The following is a 16,973-nucleotide window of genomic DNA, read 5'->3' on the forward strand; positions in this document are numbered from 1 at the left end:
AACAGACCGCGATCGCTGGCTATATCCGCTGGCGCAACCAGCGCTGCCACCCCAAACGCCACTTCGCCATCAACTCCAAGATCCGACGCCCCGATTACCTACCCAACGTTGCTTGACGCGGCACTAGCTTGGGCGAAGCGACTGGGAAGAAAGTCACTCCCGACACAAGGAGATGGGAAGCCTCTGCGGCAGTAGGGCGATGCCTAGAGACCGGCAGCAACTAATCCGATTTCGTCGGTGTAGGACGACCTCTCGACGGTGATGTCGCGGGCGGAGAAACCGCTGGCGATGCAGCTCCGAGGCCGCTCAGCGGCTGGCCGTAGAGCAACGAAGGCACAAAGCCGGCGCGAATTCACCCGACCTTGCCGGACTAGACGTCAGTTGTATTCGTCGGTGGCCAGAGCGGTCGCATAGTCCAGGACGGCCAGCTCGGTTGTCGATGCCGTGTTGTATTTAAGGACCTCGTTGACGAGGTCGCGTCGGGCCAGACGGTTACTTCACCGCGGCGTCCTTCCGTACGTACGCATGTCGAGATGAACAGTTCGCTCCGGATTCAGTGGCCATGGTCGACGCGGAGTTCGACGGCTGTACGGCCGGGATCCTGGGCGGCGATCCAGGTGCGCAGGCCGCCGTTGAGATCGTTTGTAGCTTTGGCGGACACTTGGATGTACTCCTTCTGTTCGGTTGGAGTAGACCCTGGGGCGGTCGTTCGCGCGTTCCGTCCCGCTGGATCAGACGAGCGGGCGGGCCAAAGTAGGGCGGCGCTATCCCGTCCAGGCAGCTGGATCTCGCGAATGGCAAGGAACCCGTTGGACCGGTAAAAAGCTCGGGTCCGGCGTAAGTGTCGCTCCCAGTACGTCCGCGCGAGCGATGAGGACCTGAAGCGAGGCACCGAAACCCTCGCCAAGATCCACAAGCTCGCTTGACCCAGCAAAACAAGTCCAGAACGAGTTGTGAGACGGTCCCGGCAGGGTCCCATCCCACATCCTAGGAAGGCGACCCCCCTGACCTGCGGAGATAGGGCGCGCTCGGAGGGATTCGAACCCCCAACCTTCTGATCCGTAGTCAGATGCTCTATCCGTTGAGCTACGAGCGCTGGGCGGTTGCCGAGTCTACAGGTCGGCGACCGGCGTTCCGAATCAGGCTAGTCCGGATCACCTGACCCAGCTCCGCGCAGACGCGGACACCGCCCTCAGACCACCCCAAGCAGTGCTCCAACGTCGGGCGCGGCCTCGAGCTGGACGAGGGGGTGCAGATCACGATCTTGCGGGCATGTACGAAGATCAGAGGCGTTCGGTGCCACAGAGTGATCGAAACAGTACGCACCGACGTGTCATTTGCGACAGGATTCTCATACTGCCGCCGGGAGCGCACCGCACCGTACGCACGCGAGCGTCCCCGGGAGAGGAGCCACGGTGACCGCACTGCTGACCCGAGGCTTTCGCCGAGTCGTGATCGTCGGCGCTGGACTCGGCGGGCTCTCCGCCGCCTGCCACCTCAGCGGTGCCGGCCATCGGGTGACGGTGGTGGAGCAGGCGAGCGGTCCGGGCGGGCGCGCCGCGCGGCTCACCAGGGACGGCTTCACGTTCGACACCGGGCCGACGGTGCTCACCATGCCCGACCTGCTCGAAGCAACGTTCGAGGCGGCGGGGGCACGGATGTCGGACCTGCTGACACTGCGTCCGCTCGACCCTTCGTACCGCGCGACGTTCGCCGACGGGTCCACCATCCGCGTACGCCATGGGCAGGAGGCGATGACGGCCGAGATCCGGGAGCAGTGCGGCGCGGCCGAGGCGGCGGGTTTCGCGCGCTTCTGTCGCTGGCTGGAGTCGCTGTACCGGCTGGAGATGCCGGCGTTCATCGACCGCAACTACGACGAGGTGGGCGACCTGGCCCGCCCGCTAGGACCGGCGCTGCGACTGTTCCGGCTCGGGGCGCTTCGCAAGCTGGAGCAGGCGGTCAGCAGCTACTTCCGCGACGATCGCCTGGTCCGGTTGTTCAGCTTCCAGTCGATGTACGCCGGACTCGCTCCGCAGGAGGCACTCGCCGTCTTCGCGATCATCACGTACATGGACACGGTCCGCGGGGTCTACTTTCCTGAGGGCGGCATCGGCGCCGTGCCGGTCGCACTGGCGAAGGCGGCCGAGAAGGCCGGAGCGATGTTCAGATACGACACACGGGTGCAGCAGGTGCTCCGCAACAGCGCGGGCCGCGTCCGGGGTGTACGCCTCGCGGACGGCACCGAACTCCCCGCCGACGCCGTCGTGGTGAACGCCGACATGCCCGTCGCGTACCGCTCACTGCTCCCCGACCTCAGCACACCCCCGGCGCTACGGCGGGCACGCTACTCGCCCTCGGCGTTCGTATGGCACGCGGGCGTGCGCGGTCTGCCTCCGGGCGAGGCGGCCCATCACAACATCCATTTCGGTACGCAGTGGCAGCAGTCGTTCCGGACCCTGCTGAAGCGAGGACGCCGGATGCCCGACCCGTCGGTGCTGGTCACCGTGCCGAGCCGTACCGAGCCCGGTCTGGCGCCACCGGACTCGTCGGTGCTCTACGTTCTCGAACCCGTGCCGAATCTCACCGGCCGCGTGGACTGGACGTCGGAACGCCAGGAGGCCCGCGACCGGCTCGCCCGGCTGGTCGACGGGTGGGGCTATCCGAGCGACGTCGTGGTCGAGGAGACGATGGATCCGACGGACTGGGCGCAGCAGGGCATGGCGATGGGTACGCCGTTCTCGATCGCGCACACGTTCTTCCAGTCAGGGCCCTTCCGGCCGCCCAACGTCGACCGGCGGATGCCCGGCCTGGTGTTCGCGGGAAGCAGCACGGTGCCCGGTGTCGGCGTACCGATGGTGCTCATCTCGGGTCGGCTCGCCGCGCAACGGGTGGAGGAGCTGTGACGGCCGGGTCAGCGGACGACGACGAGCCGGCGGACCGCGTCGGATTGGCAGACGGCGACGGACTGGCGGACCACGACGTACTGGCGGACCGCGACGACGGGGATGGCAGACGCGTCGACCTGGTGCGGCGGTCGTACCGTCTGTGTGGACGCGTCGCCCGCCACCACGGCAAGACGTACGCGATGGCGGCCCGCCTCCTGAGCGCCCAGCAACGACGCGACGTCCACGCCGTCTATGCGTTCTGTCGGGTCGCGGATGACATCGTTGACGATGCCGGCGACGCGGACGCAGAGCAGACGCGCCGGGCGCTGGCGGAGCTGGGCGCAAGGTTCCGGGCCGACCTCGCCCGCGGGGAATCGGATCATCCGGTCCTCGCCGCCGTCGTCGAGACCGCCCGGCGGCGGCGCATCGACCCCACCTGTTTCGAACGATTCCTCAGGTCGATGGCGATGGACCTCGACACGACCGCGTACGACACCTGGGACGACCTGATGGGGTACATGGACGGCTCCGCCGCGGTCATCGGGGAGATGATGCTGCCGGTACTCCGCCCGTACGACGCGACACAGGCACTCGGCCCCGCCCGCGACCTTGGCATCGCCTTTCAGCTCACGAACTTCCTGCGCGACGTCGGCGAGGACCTCGACCGGGGACGGATCTACGTGCCACAGGAGGACCTCGCGCGGTTCGGCGTCGATCCGCGCGAACGGCGGGTGAGTACGCGATGGCGGGCGCTGATGCGGTTCGAGATCGAGCGGAACCGCCGGATCTACGCGTCGGCCGACGCCGGGATCCCTTTGCTGCCAGGGCGTTCGGCCCGCTGCGTACACACCGCGCGGATCTTGTATTCGCGGATCCTGGACCGGATCGAGGCCGCGGGGTACGACGTCTTCAGCACGCGGGTCCGGGTTCCCGGTCGGGAGAAGGCGGCGGTGGCGGTGCGGTCGATGCTGCGTCGTCCTCCGTCTGTGGCGGCGGGTTCGCCGGCGTCGACGGGAGGTTCGGCGTCCCGGTCGGGTTCGGCGTCGGGTGAGAGAACGCGGACCGCCGGGGCGTCAGGCGTACATCCTCGTTCTGAGACCGGCGGGCGAGACGCTCCCACAGCAGAATCGTGAGCGTCATGAGGCTGAATCCGAACGCGAAATCCTCCACCGGGATGTCCCACGGGAAGCGGATCCCGCTTGCCTGGCGCGGTGCGTACACCACGATGGGCGCGCTCAGCTTGGTGAGCCAACCGTCGACGAGGATCTGAAAGCCGAGAACGATGACGACAGTGAGCCAGTACGCCGGCCGGCGGAACAGGTGGGTCCGTAGGACCAGGAGTTCGAGCGCGACCACGGCGGGGACCGAGAGTGCGGCCGCGACGGTGTACTCAGGCATGGGGGCCACGCCCCGGGCGTCCGCTGCGTCGGCTGTGTCGGAGGAGCGTGCCGACGGCTTCGTAGGTCAGGAGGGCACACAGCGGTACGACGACGAAGAACACCAGCTCCTCGACCGGGATGCCGAACGGCATCAGCGCTCCGGTGGTGTAGCGCGGGCTGAACTGCCAATGTCCGCGCGCGATCGCGACGGCGTCCCAGACGAGGAACACCACGACCACGACACCGAGAACGAGCGCGAGCCGTCGCGGCCGACGGTAGACGCGGGCACCGAGCACCCACTCCAGCGGGAGGGTGACGGCGAGGCAGGCGGCCATGAGCAGGAGGTACTGGTAGCGGTCGATCGGTCCGCCTCCCCCTTCGTCGACGCCTACGGAGGCCCCGCCGCGGAGCACCCGCGAGGGGCGCGAGCGGGTCGCCTTCGTCCAGGTGAGCCTAGAGATGTTCCATGATCATGAAAGCTGACGGGCCCATAGGGCCACAAAACCCTCATGATCACGATCATGATCACGGGAAAAGGGACGCAGGGCGCGGCGACCGGGAGCAGGACGAGGTCGACCGAGGACCGGATGGGTTCGACGTCGCGGACGGGTTCGACCGCGGGGCTGCCGCGTACGACCGGTTGGTGAGGTTGAACCCCGGCTATCACGTACAGCTTCGGCGGTCCGCGCGCCGGCTCTGCGTCGACCTCGGTCCGGCCGACAGCGGGAGCCCAGCGGACAGGGGGAAGGGCCTGCGCCTGCTGGACCTCGGCTGCGGAACCGGCGCGTCGACCGCAGCCCTGCTGGACGTGGTTCCGGACGCCGAAATCGTCGCTGTCGACACCTCGGCACGGATGCTCGACCAGGCACGGTGCAAGAGTTGGCCGCCGACCGTCGAGTTCGTCCATGCGCGGGCGGAGCACCTCGACGCCGCGGGGGTGAGCGGTCCGTTCGACGGCGTGTTCGCGGCGTACCTCGTCCGCAATCTCCGCGACCCGGATCCCACCCTGCGACACATTCGCGCGCTCCTGCGTCCGGGCGGGCGGCTCGCGGTGCACGAGTACTCCGTCGCCGACTCGGCCGTCAGTCGAGCGGTCTGGCGCGCCGTCTGCGCGGGCATCATCATTCCTGCGGGACGCCTGCTGTCCGGTGACGCGACCCTCTACCGGTACCTCCATCGGAGCGTCCTCGACTTCGACGGCGTACGTGCGCTGTCGGCGCGCCTGCGGCGGGCGGGGTTCACCGGCGTACACGTCCAACCGATGTCGGGGTGGCAGCGCGGGATCGTGCACACGTTCGTGGCGCACCGGCCGGCGGGTACGACGGTGGCGCCACGCACCTGCGCCGTCGCCACCACCACCGCCGCCACCACCACCACCGCCACCGCCAGTGGTCGCTGTCGGGCGAATCCTCCCCGCGGAAACACCTGGTACGGCACGACGCGGCCCGGACGCGACCGCCGCGCGGGGCTCCTGCCCGTCACACCGCCGCCGAGCGATCACGCGGCCTCCTCCGAGACCCCGCGGGTCGCGGTGGTCGGCGGCGGCATCGCGGGTGTCACGGCCGCCGTCGCGCTGGCCGAGCGCGGGATCGCCGTCACCGTGTACGAACGCGAGCCCCACCTCGGCGGGCGCCTTGCCGGGTGGCCGACGACGCTCCGCGACGGAAGTACGGCGACGATGAGCCGCGGATTCCATGCGTTCTTCCGGCAGTACTACAACCTGCGCGCACTCCTGCGCCGGGTCGATCCCGGGCTCGGCTCCCTCGTGCCGCTGCGCGACTATCCCCTGGTCCATGCCAGCGGCGCCCGTGACAGTTTCGTCCGACTCCCGCGGGTTCCGCCGTGGAGCGCGCTCACGTTCGCGCTGACCAGCCCGACGTTCTCGCTCCGTGACCTCAGCCGGGTCAATGCCCGGGCGGCGCTGCCGTTGCTGGATGTGAGCGTGCCCGACATCTACGAACGCCTGGACGGCATCGACGCCCTGACGTTCCTCGAACGGATCCGCTTTCCCCCGGCTGCCCGCGACCTGGCGTTCTCGGTGTTCTCCCGCAGCTTCTTCGCCGATCCGCGGCAGCTGTCCGCCGCAGAGCTGGCGACGATGTTTCACCTCTACTTCCTCGGATCCAGCGAGGGGCTGCCGTTCGATGTGCCCGCGCGGCCGTTTCCGCAGGCGATCTGGAATCCACTGGCCGACTACCTCGCATCTCTTGGCGCCGACCTGCGCCTCGGTGCGGCCGTGGATGAGGTGGCGCGCCCCGATGACGGGCATTTCGTCGTACGCACGACTGGCGGCGAGGACGCCGAGGCCGACGGCGTGGTGCTGGCGTGCGACGTCGGCGGGTTGCGGGACGTGGTGGCCGCGTCCCCTGACCTCGGCGACGCGGCGTGGCGGGACCGGATCGCCGCCCAACGTAGTGCCCCGCCGTTCCTCGTCAGCCGGCTGTGGCTCGCCCGCCCGGTCGCGCCCGAGCGGCCGGCATTCCTGGGCACCGCCGGGTTCGGGCCACTGGACAACGTCAGCGTGCTGGAGCGGTACGAAGACGAGGCACGGGCGTGGGCCCGTCGCACCGGCGGGTCCGTCGTCGAGCTGCATGCGTACGCCGTGCCAGCCGGCACCGATCCGGTCACCTTGCGGGGTGACCTGCTGGCGCAGCTGCATCGCCTGTATCCCGAGACGGCTGGTGTCGACGTGGTGGACGAACGGACCGAGCTCCGAGCCGACTGCCCGCTGTTTCCGCCAGGCGGCTTCGCCGGGCGTCCTCCGGTCACGACGCCCGATCCGGGCGTGGTCCTCGCCGGCGACCTGGTCCGCGTCGACGCACCGGTCGCCCTCATGGAACGCGCGGCGACGAGCGGCCTCCTCGCGGCCAACCAGCTGCTGGCGTCGTGGGGTCGGCCGACCCATCCGGTGTGGAGCGTCCCCAATGCCGGGCGCTGGCGCGCGTTCCGGGCCCTGGCCGCCCACTTCGCGCCCTAGCCGTCGACAGCGGCGACCACGTCGACCCCGGCGGCCACGTCGACCACCGAGGGCAGGGCCGCGGCCGGGGAACGCAAAGCGCGTCGGGCGCCCACCCCGTCAGCCGGGGAAGCGGCCACTGGTGCGGAGCGCGTAGCGGCGTTCGGCGTACGCGAGATCGTCCTTCCACAACCGTCTGGCGGCGGCCCGCATCAGCGGACGGAGCGCCGACCCGCCGCGGCGGGCGAGCGCGAACCCGGGTCGGTCGGAGTAGGCGATCGTCGCTTCGATCACCGCCGTCACCGGCCGCGCCAGCGCATCCGACCCCAGGGGCGTGGCGTGGGTCTCGACCACACTCGTCGCACCTTCGCCGTCGACGATGTGCATGACGACCGTCCGCGGTTCAGGGCAGCTGAACTCCACCCGCACCGGTACGCCGAGCCGCCCCGCCACCCGGAAGGTCACCTCCACCACGAGCCGGTCCTCACCCTCGCCCGAACCCGAACCCGAACCCGGACCCGGATCGACCGGCGTGTCGAGCACCCTCAGGTGCGCGAAGGAGTACGGATGGAACCACGCGCCATGCCACGGGTCGAGCCGGTTCGCCACCACGTCCTCGGGCTCGCACCGCCCGGTCATCGTCGCGACGGCGGCGATACTCCGCCCGAGCGCCGGCCGCCGCGGAAGGACCGGCTCCGCCAGCGGCTCCTCCCCACCCACCTCGTCGAGCCGCACCCACGCCAGCACGCCGTCGTCGTACGCCGGAAACGGGTCCCACCCGGGGAAGCCGCCCGAACCGAGCGCCAACCCGTGCCAACGGCACACCAGACGCCCCGCGTCGACCGCGGCCAGACAGAGCGGTGCACCGAGGTGCGGGCACGCGCCGGGACCGGCGTGCAGAGCGCCGTCACTCCCGCGCCACAGGACGAGTTCGACGCCGGCGACGGTACGCCCGAACGGCCGGTCGCGCCGGACCTCCCGGCTCGACGCGACGACGTACCAGTTGCCGGACGGTCGCGCCTGGGCGCGTTTGAGCGCCGCCTCGATGAGCCCGGGTCGGGCCTCCCGCCAGGTAGGTTCCTGCGCCGACCAGGCGGCACGAGGCATCCGCCGAAGCGGGATCCCCCGCCGAATTCTGCCGCGTACGCTCATTCGCCCTCACCCAGAAGTGATCAACGGTCCCGAATCCGGCCGGCGAGCGCTCGCCGGGTCCGCATGCGGGACCGTTGATCAACCAGCAAGACGGCTGCCGTTCTTTGCCGTCCTACCCCGATGGCCGAGGCCTACTTCGCTCCGAGGTCGTCGAGTGCCTTCGAGGCTCCTTCGTTCAGCGGAATCGGGTCGGTCTTGCGCGCCAACTCCAGCGTGATGTCGGCCGCGGCCGGGTTGACCTTCTCCAACGCCGCCCGCTCGTCGAAGATCAGCTTCACCAGCTTGCCGGCCAGCTCGGAGTCGAAGCCCTTCTTCACGACGAGCACGTTGGGAACGACGATGGTCGGCACGTCGGCGGCCTGACCGTAGGTATCGGCCGGGATGGACCCCGCCTCGTAGATCGATCCGTACTCCTCCTGCAGCCCGGTGAGCGAGGAGGAGAGGTCGAGGAGTTCGACCTTGTCGCCCAAGGACGTCGTGAGGTCGGTGATACCGCTGGTCGGCAGTCCGCCGGACCAGAACATCGCGTCGATCGCCCCGTCCTTCATGCCGTCCTGCGTCTCCGGCAGACCGAGCCGCTGCGCCTTGATGTCGCTCGCCGGGTCGAGACCGGCATCCTCGAGCAGCCGATGGGCGATGACCTCGGTGCCGGACTTCGGCGAGCCGGTCGAGACCCGCTTGCCCTTCATGTCGGCGATCGAGTCGATGCCCGCGTCGGTGCGTACCAGCACGTGGGTGTAGTTGGGGTAGAGGCGGGCCAGCGCTTCCACCGGCTGCGGCTCGCTGAAGGAGTCCGTGCCCTCGACCGCGTCCTGCGCTGTGTCGGAGAGGGAGAACGCGACGTCGTACGTACCGGCCACGACGCCCTGGATGTTCTGCACCGACGCACCGGTCTCGCTCGCGGTCGCCTTGTAACCCTCGAGGTTCTGGTCGATCAGCCGGGCCAGACCGCCACCGAGCTGGTAGTAGACGCCGGTCGTGTTGCCGGTCGCGATGGTGAGACGCCCGCCGGTCGAACCGCTCTCGCCGGCACCGCCGCCACCGGTCTCGGTGTCGGTGCGCTTGCCGCCACAGCCGCTGAACGCCAACGCGCCCGCGAGCGCGGCGACTCCCAGCCGAAGTAGCAGCGTACGACGGTGGTGCGGTCGTCGGTCTCGGCCGGGTGAGCGCCGTTGTGCGCCCTTGGTCATCACATGCCCCCTTGCGGATCAGGCACCGGCGACGCCAGCCGCCGGCGGATGAGGTGGACGGCGACAGCGACACCGAGGAGCGCGCCACCGACGCCGATGGTGAGAGGTTCGAGATACAGAAGCAGGAGCGCGGCGCCGAACGCAAGAATCCGTTCGTACGCACGCGCCGGTCCGACGATCCAACCGCCCGTCGCCGCCGCGAGGGCCGCGACGGCCAGTACCGACACGAGCGTGGCCCAGACCACGCCGAGCAACGGGCCCTGTGACAGCAGGTTCGACCCGTTGTCGCTGAGGACGAACGCGAACGGCACAAGGAACGCCGGTAGTGCGTACTTCCAGCTCGCCCACATCGTACGCACCGGGTTCCCGCCGGTGATCGCGGCCGACGCCACTGCCGCCAGTGCCGTCGGTGGGCTCACCTCGGAGAGGACCGCGTAGTAGAAGACGAACATGTACGCCTCGGGCCGGGTCACGCCCAACTCCAGCAGCGCCGGCGTGATGATGACGGACGCGATGATGAACGACGCGGTGACCGGGACGGCGAGACCGATCACGGCGACCGCCACGGCGGCGAACAGGGCCGTGAGCAGCAGGACCAGCGTCGGATGGTCGCCGACGACCTGCGCGCCGTCGACGATGATCGCCGCGAGGTTGAGGCCGAGGCCGGTGAGGGTGACGACGGCGACGATGACCCCGGCCGCCGCGCACACCGCGGTGACGGGGAGCACGCTGCGGGTGCCGGTCGCCAGCGCCTCGAGGAGTCGGCGCGGCGTCATCGCATGCGTACGGTCGAGGAACGAGCAGCCGAACTGCAGGATCGTCGCGTACACCACGGCCTTGAACGGCGGGATGTTCGCCGCCATGAACGCCACGATGAGAAACAGCGACAGGAAGTGGTAGCCGAAACGCCCCAGCAGCCGCCACGGTGACGCGGTGGAGATCTCGACGGCTTTCGCGCCGTGCTTCCGGGCGTCGATCTCGATCGCGAGAATGATGCCGACGTAGTAGAGGATCGTCGGGATGATCGCGTAGATGAGCACGGTGAGATAGCTCGTCCGCAGCAGTTCGGCGATGATGAACGCCGCCGCGCCCAGCGTGGGCGGTGAGAGGATCGCGCCGATGCCGGCCGCCGCCAGGATCCCGCCGCCCTGTTCTCTCGGGTAACCGGCGCGGCGCAGGATCGGCCACGACACCGTGCCGAGACTGACCGCGGTCGCCGTACCCGATCCGGAGACCGTGCCGAGCAGGAATCCCGCGAGGGTGACCGTGCGGCCGGGTGCCGTACCCGACCCCCCTTTTCCGCGCCGACCGGAGAACGCCGCGAACGACAGGTCGATGAAGAACTTCCCCGCCCCCGACATGTCGAGGACCGCGCCGTAGATCGTGAACAGCACGATGTACGTGGCGGCGACGGACAGCGGTGTGCCGTAGAACCCGCTCGTGCCCATGAACAGCTGCGGCACGATCTCGTCGATGTTGAAGCCCACATGGGCCAGCGACCAGTCGATCGGCAGGTAGGCGCCGTAGTAGGCGTACGCGAAGAAACCGAGACAGATCGCGGGCAGCCACCACCCGGTCGTACGCCGGGTCGCCTCCAGGATGAGCACCAGGAGGACAAGACCCGCGACGAGATCGAGCGTGGTGGGAATCTGCCGGCGTTCGAGAAAACTGTCGTACGCAAGAAGCGGGTACAACGCCACCACCAGGGAGACGACGGCGAGCACCCAGTCGAGAGCAGCCGGGTTGTCGCGGTCAACGGACGCGGCGGGGACTTCGCTCCGGCGGTTGAGGCGGCCCACGCTCAGGCGCAAGCCGGACCGATAGCACAGGAACGTCAATGGCAGTACGACCGCGAGGAAGATCGTCAGGTAGTACTGCGTCCCCTTCGCCAGCGGGAGGAACACCGTCCAGAGGACGAAGACACTGACCAGCGCACACAGTGCCGTGATGGCGATCGCGACCGGGCCGGAGAGCTGGCGGCCGGGGCGTTCCTCGTCGTGCTCGGCGAGAATCTGCCCGGCATCGGACCCAGCCTGATCACCTTCGGAGGAAGTTGCACCGACCTTCGCGCTACCCGGGTGATCATCGTGTGCCATATGTCACGCTCTCCCCATGGACGAGCTTGCGCGTGCGGGACTCGGGCCGCGCCCGTTCGCACGGTGGTCCGAACCAGACGATGATGTCGTACCGTCGAGCCGGAACCTAGTGTGGCTCCGCGAACGGCTCGGCGAGCTGACCCCGACGCCGCCGGTACCGGTCTCGGCCGTTGCGGTGCCGGAGTCGGCATTGCCTGCCGACGCGGCCGATGCGTTCGCAGGAATTGTGGGACCGGCGTACGTCCTGGGCGAGGAGGAGGCGCGGCTCGCCCATGCCGGCGGCCAGTCGTACTCCGATCTGCTGCGGCGGCGGTCTGGTCATCAGGTCACGCTTCCCGACGCGGTGATCCGCCCGGGCGGGCACGACGAGGTTGCCGCGGTCCTCGACAGGGCGGGCGAGCTCGACGTCGCCGTCGTCCCCTATGGCGGCGGCACCAGCGTCGTCGGCGGTGTCGAACCCGACCGCGGTGGGCACCGGGCGGTCGTCACGCTCGACCTGTCCCGGATGGACCAGTTGCTCGCGCTCGACGACGTGTCGCTGACGGCGACGTTCCAGCCCGGAGTGAGCGGTCCACGCGCGGAGGAGCTGCTCGGCGAGCACGGACTCACCCTCGGCCACGTCCCCCAGAGCTTCCCGCGCGGCACGCTCGGCGGATTCGTCGCCACCCGGTCCGCCGGGCAGGCGTCGACAGGGTACGGACGGATCGATGCACTGGTGGTGGGGCTGCGGGTGGCGACGCCGGTCGGTTCCCTCAGGCTCGGCACGGGCACGCCGAACGCGGCCGGGCCGGACCTTCGCGCGCTCTTCACCGGGTCCGAAGGCACCCTGGGCGTCCTGACCGAGCTGACGTTGCGGGTACGGCCCGCGCCCACCGAGCGGCGGTACGAGATCTGGGCGTTCCCCGCGTTCGACCGTGGCCTCGAAGCGATCCGGACGATGGTGCAGGACGGTGAAGTCCCCGATGTCGTACGCCTGTCCGACGAGGACGAAACCGAGACCGCCCTGGCGTCCCAGGGTTCCGCGGGACGAGTGGCGGGGTTCGTGTCCCGGGTGCGGGGGGTCCGCCGCCCGGCGTTCTGCGTCCTCGGCTGGGAAGGGGACCACGACTCGGTCCACCACCGGCGCCGGGTGATCCTTCCCGTACTCCGCAAGGCTGAGGCGTCCTCGCTCGGTGCCCGGGCCGGTGAGTCGTGGCGGCACCACAGGTTCGACGGTCCACGCCTGCGTGACGCGCTGATGGACGCGGGGGTCCTGGTCGAGACGGTGGAGACGGCGACGAGCTGGTCGGGATTGCCGCGCCTCTACCGCGCGGTGACCGATGCACTGCGGGAGAGCCTCACCGACCTTGGTACGCCGCCGATCGTGATGGCGCACGTGTCGCATGTCTATCCCACCGGCGCGTCGTTGTACTTCACCGTACTGGCGCGTCAGCTCCCCGACGCGGAGTCCGCACTCGACCAGTGGGCTACGGCCAAGACCGCTGCCAGTGAAGCGATCTCGGCATCCGGCGGCACGATCAGTCACCACCACGCGATCGGTCGTACGCATGCGCCCTATCTCACCGCCGAGGTCGGGCGCGTCGGTGTCGTCGTCCTTGCGGGTCTCAAGGCGACGCTCGACCCGCACGGAATCCTCAACCCCGGCGTCCTGATCCCACCCTCCCCGTGATCATGATCGTGATCATGAAGCCGTTGGGTGTCTATGCCCCCGTAAGGCTTCACGGTTCGGAACGCCTTCATGATCACGGGCCCGAACCCCCACGTGTCGCAGGAGTTCCGGGCAGCTCGACAGGTCCAGCGGCTTGACCCGTACCACGGCGGCCCGGCGACACGGCAACGGCAAACGACAGCGGCAACCTCTCCATGATCATGAAGCGAGTCGGGATCATGAAGCGCAACGGGGCAATAGCGCCCCAGAACCTTCACGATCACGATCATGATCACCGGACGGGTGGTGGACCGCCGACAGCCACCCGGCCCGCAGGCCGCGGGAGAGCACCGGCGACCTGCGCGCCGCGAGCCGGCATGTACGTTCCCGCGCGTACGCAGTGCGCTCGAGCTACGTCTCGGGCGGCAGTGGAGATCACGCTCACCAGTGGACGCCGTCACCGCCAGCTGGCGGCGATTCTGGGGACGTCGAGTTCGCATCCCCGGTGAGCAAGGAGCTTCTGATGACCGTACGACCGTTCCGCTTCGGCATCGTGTCCGCACTCGCGCCGACCGCCCACGACTGGACGACCATGGCGCGCCGGGCCGAGGACCTGGGCTACGACACGTTGCTCACTCCCGACACGCTCCGGACGTTCTCGCCGTTCCCCGCGATCGCCGCCGCGGCAGCCGCGACGGACACCCTGCGGTTCGGCACGTTCGTCCTCAACACACCGCTCCACGCGCCCACCGCAACCGCCCTGAACACGATGACCATCGACATGCTGACGAACGGCCGGTTCGAGCTCGGCCTCGGCGCCGGCCGCCCCGGCGCCGAAACCGAAGCCGAACGTCTGGGAATCCGGTGGGGTACGCCTGGCGAGCGGGTCACCCATCTCGCCGACACCATCCGTACCGTCAAGGAGACCTTGCGCACGGCCGCGGCCAGCACGAGCACAGGTCCCGGCCAGCTCCGACCGGTCCAGCAGCCCCGACCGCCGATTCTCGTGGCTGGTCAGGGGCGGCGGCTGCTCCGGCTCGCGGCCGAGGAGGCCGACATCATCGGTGTCGGCGTCGGCCCGGAGGGAACGGAGTACGACCTGGCGGCGAAGGTCGGCGAGCTCCGCGACATCGCCGGCGACCGGTTCCCGCGCCTGGAGCTCAGCATGAACATCGCCGCGGTGGGCAACGACCTGCCCGACTGGATGCGCCCGATGCTGGGCGGCACCGATCCGCGCGAACTGGCGGAGAAGGGCTCGATCGCACTCCTTCGCGGTTCGACAGACGACATGGTCGACACGTTGCTCCGGCGCCGTGAAGCACTCGGCATCTCCTACATCTCGGTGAACGCGACGTTCATGGACCAGCTGGCACCGGTCGTAGGAAAACTCGCCGGGCGCTGAGGTGTCATGCAGTAACGACTCAATTCGGCGCAGGCCGGTCTTAGGTATGGGCTGGTCCGGACCGGACAGGCCGCCTTGTGCATGATCTCGACAGTGCTCGGCAGAATCCCGCAAGAACTTTCAGACAATTCGTAAGAATTGGTCGGACAGGGCTTTCCCATTTCGTCGTACCGCCCTGCACGGACCCCGCGATGGAGCCATGCCCACCTAGCGTTACTGCATGTCCACAACCACCACACCGAGCGGCCATGTGATCAGCCCACGCGGCGAAAGCCCCGGGACGGTCCCTACCCGACATGCCCGACTGCGCACCTGGGTCCAACAGGTCGCGACTGTGTGCCAACCCGACCGGGTGTACTGGTGTGACGGCTCGGACGAGGAATGGACCCTACTCACCGACCAGTTGGTCGACGCAGGAACTCTCGTACGCCTCAATCCCGACAAGAAGCCGAACTCGTTCTGGGCGCGTACGGACCCAAGCGACGTGGCCCGAGTCGAGAAGCGCACCTTCATCTGCTCCGACAACGAAGCCGACGCCGGTCCGACCAACAACTGGATGGACCCGGCGGAGATGAAACGCACGATGACCGACCTCTTCCGCGGCTCCATGCGCGGCCGGACGATGTACGTCATCCCGTTCTGTATGGGCTCGCTCGACGCCGAGAACCCGTTGTTCGGCATCGAGATCACCGACTCCGCCTATGTCGTCGCCTCGATGCGGATCATGACCCGCATGGGGCAAGCCGTCCTTGACAGGCTCGACGAAGACTCCGAGCAGAGCTTCGTCCCCTGCCTGCATTCGGTCGGAGCACCCCTCGAGCCGGGCGAGGAAGACGTTCCGTGGCCGTGCAACGAGAGCAAGTACATCTCGCACTTCCCTGAAACCCGGGAGATCTGGTCGTACGGATCCGGCTACGGCGGCAACTCCCTGCTCGGCAAGAAGTGCTACTCGCTACGGATCGCGAGCGCCATCGCGCGCGACGAGGGCTGGCTCGCCGAGCACATGCTCATCCTCAAGCTGACTTCGCCGGAGGGGCGCGTCCACTACGTCGCCGCCGCGTTCCCCAGCGCCTGCGGCAAGACGAACCTCGCCATGCTCGAACCCACCGTCCCGGGTTGGAAGGTCGAGACCCTCGGGGACGACATCGCCTGGATGCGGTTCGGTGACGACGGCCGGTTGTACGCCCAGAATCCCGAGTTCGGCTTCTTCGGCGTCGCGCCTGGTACGGGCTGGAAGACCAATCCCCATGCCATGCGGACGATCGAACGCGGCAACTCGCTCTTCACCAACGTGGCCCTCACCGGCGACGGCGACGTCTGGTGGGAGGGATACTCCGAGGAGCCACCCGCCCACCTGACCGACTGGAAGGGCCGGCCCTGGCCGCCACAGGGCTCCGACGGTGACGAGGGCCAGCGGTCAACGCGGAATCGGGAGCAAGGGTCGGAGGGCGCGCGGAAGCCGGAGCCGTCCAGCCATCCCAACAGCCGTTTCTGCACGCCGATCAAGCAGTGCCCGATCCTCGCGGATGAGTACGACGATCCGCGCGGCGTACCCCTGTCCGCCATCATCTTCGGCGGCCGGCGCGCGACGACGATCCCACTCGTCACGCAGTCCCGCGACTGGACGCACGGAGTCTTCATGGGCGCCACGCTGTCGTCGGAAACGACGGCTGCCGCGGAGGGTCAGGTCGGCGTCGTACGCCGCGATCCGATGGCGATGCTGCCGTTCATGGGTTACAACGGCGGCGACTACTTCCAGCACTGGATCGACGTCGGCAAGCAGCACGATGCGGACAAGCTGCCGAAGATCTTCTACGTGAACTGGTTCCGCCGCGATGCCGACGGATCGTTCCTGTGGCCGGGCTTCGGCGAGAACAGCCGCGTCCTGAAATGGGTCATCGAACGTATCGAGGGCCGAGCGGAGGCCGCCGAGACACCGGTCGGCTGGGTGCCGGCGCCAGATGCGCTCGATGTCGACGGGCTCGACCTCGACGCCGACGCGATCGAGGCGCTGCTCCGCGTGGACGGCGAGGAGTGGCGGGCGGAGCTGCCGCAGATCACCGAGTGGTTCGAGAAGTTCGGCGACCGGCTCCCCGCGACGCTGTGGGCCGAGCTCGACGGGTTGACGGAGCGGCTCGGCGCCGAGTGAGCGTAGTGGTCCGCGAGGAACGAGCGACCCGCGGAGCGAACGAGAAGCCGACCGCGACCATGAACACGGAGCGGCTCGGCGCCGAGTGAGCGTAGTGGTCCGCGAGGAACGAGCGA

Annotated in this window: 11 protein-coding genes, 1 tRNA gene and 1 pseudogene; 7 read left to right on the forward strand and 6 right to left on the reverse strand. The window is 69.0% G+C overall.

The annotated features are described in order from the left end of the window. Nucleotides 1-1,023 precede the first annotated feature (1,023 nt). Nucleotides 1,024-1,096, reverse strand: a tRNA-Arg gene (locus ABN028_RS32790). A 319-nt stretch (nucleotides 1,097-1,415) separates the two neighbouring features. Between ABN028_RS32790 and ABN028_RS32795 the strand changes: the two genes are divergently transcribed. Together ABN028_RS32795 and ABN028_RS32800 are read left to right on the forward strand one after the other, a co-directional pair. Further along, complete coding sequence (locus ABN028_RS32795; protein WP_349699300.1) at nucleotides 1,416-2,903, forward strand: phytoene desaturase family protein; 1,488 nt, start codon at nucleotides 1,416-1,418, stop codon at nucleotides 2,901-2,903. Beyond that, nucleotides 2,900-4,018: a phytoene/squalene synthase family protein gene (locus tag ABN028_RS32800; RefSeq protein ID WP_349699301.1), complete on the forward strand. Its 1,119-nt coding sequence runs from the start codon at nucleotides 2,900-2,902 to the stop codon at nucleotides 4,016-4,018. Before ABN028_RS32795 ends, ABN028_RS32800 begins: the two co-directional genes overlap by 4 nt. Before the next feature lie 37 nt (nucleotides 4,019-4,055). Here ABN028_RS32800 and ABN028_RS32805 read toward each other — a convergent pair. Continuing rightward, nucleotides 4,056-4,283 (reverse strand): annotated as a pseudogene (locus ABN028_RS32805) (lycopene cyclase domain-containing protein); the annotation flags it as partial. Then, complete coding sequence (locus ABN028_RS32810; RefSeq protein ID WP_349699302.1) at nucleotides 4,276-4,677, reverse strand: lycopene cyclase domain-containing protein; 402 nt, start codon at nucleotides 4,675-4,677, stop codon at nucleotides 4,276-4,278. The gene ABN028_RS32810 and the pseudogene ABN028_RS32805, both read right to left, overlap by 8 nt. 108 nt (nucleotides 4,678-4,785) lie before the next feature. On the opposite strand from ABN028_RS32810, the gene ABN028_RS32815 reads away from it, so the two are divergent. Continuing rightward, nucleotides 4,786-4,911 (forward strand): hypothetical protein, encoded by a 126-nt coding sequence (locus ABN028_RS32815; protein WP_349699303.1) that lies wholly within the window; start codon nucleotides 4,786-4,788, stop codon nucleotides 4,909-4,911. Further along, nucleotides 4,908-7,241: an FAD-dependent oxidoreductase gene (locus tag ABN028_RS32820; protein WP_349699304.1), complete on the forward strand. Its 2,334-nt coding sequence runs from the start codon at nucleotides 4,908-4,910 to the stop codon at nucleotides 7,239-7,241. Before ABN028_RS32815 ends, ABN028_RS32820 begins: the two co-directional genes overlap by 4 nt. Nucleotides 7,242-7,340: 99 nt before the next feature. Here ABN028_RS32820 and ABN028_RS32825 read toward each other — a convergent pair whose 3' ends face one another. The 3 genes from ABN028_RS32825 to ABN028_RS32835 form a co-directional block, all read right to left on the reverse strand. Further along, nucleotides 7,341-8,327: a DUF5914 domain-containing protein gene (locus ABN028_RS32825; protein ID WP_349699305.1), complete on the reverse strand. Its 987-nt coding sequence runs from the start codon at nucleotides 8,325-8,327 to the stop codon at nucleotides 7,341-7,343. A gap of 176 nt (nucleotides 8,328-8,503) precedes the next feature. Further along, nucleotides 8,504-9,562: a TAXI family TRAP transporter solute-binding subunit gene (locus ABN028_RS32830; RefSeq protein ID WP_349699306.1), complete on the reverse strand. Its 1,059-nt coding sequence runs from the start codon at nucleotides 9,560-9,562 to the stop codon at nucleotides 8,504-8,506. Next, nucleotides 9,562-11,658 carry a TRAP transporter permease gene (locus tag ABN028_RS32835; RefSeq protein WP_349699307.1) on the reverse strand — a complete coding sequence of 699 codons (2,097 nt, stop codon included), beginning with the start codon at nucleotides 11,656-11,658 and terminating at the stop codon, nucleotides 9,562-9,564. The genes ABN028_RS32830 and ABN028_RS32835 overlap by 1 nt, the downstream gene beginning before the upstream one ends. Nucleotides 11,659-11,674: 16 nt before the next feature. Between ABN028_RS32835 and ABN028_RS32840 the strand changes: the two genes are divergently transcribed. The 3 genes from ABN028_RS32840 (at nucleotide 11,675) to ABN028_RS32850 (ending at nucleotide 16,857) form a co-directional block, all read left to right on the forward strand. Further along, entirely contained in the window at nucleotides 11,675-13,327 is a 1,653-nt protein-coding gene (locus ABN028_RS32840) for an FAD-binding oxidoreductase (RefSeq protein ID WP_349699308.1), read from the forward strand. A gap of 502 nt (nucleotides 13,328-13,829) precedes the next feature. Then, nucleotides 13,830-14,708, forward strand: a complete 879-nt coding sequence (locus ABN028_RS32845) for a TIGR03621 family F420-dependent LLM class oxidoreductase (RefSeq protein ID WP_349699309.1) — start codon at nucleotides 13,830-13,832, stop codon at nucleotides 14,706-14,708. Between the two features lie 220 nt (nucleotides 14,709-14,928). Next, entirely contained in the window at nucleotides 14,929-16,857 is a 1,929-nt protein-coding gene (locus ABN028_RS32850) for a phosphoenolpyruvate carboxykinase (GTP) (RefSeq protein WP_349699310.1), read from the forward strand. Nucleotides 16,858-16,973 lie beyond the last annotated feature (116 nt).

The organism is Actinopolymorpha sp. B17G11 (genome assembly GCF_040196095.1).
Taxonomy (GTDB): domain Bacteria; phylum Actinomycetota; class Actinomycetes; order Propionibacteriales; family Actinopolymorphaceae; genus Thermasporomyces.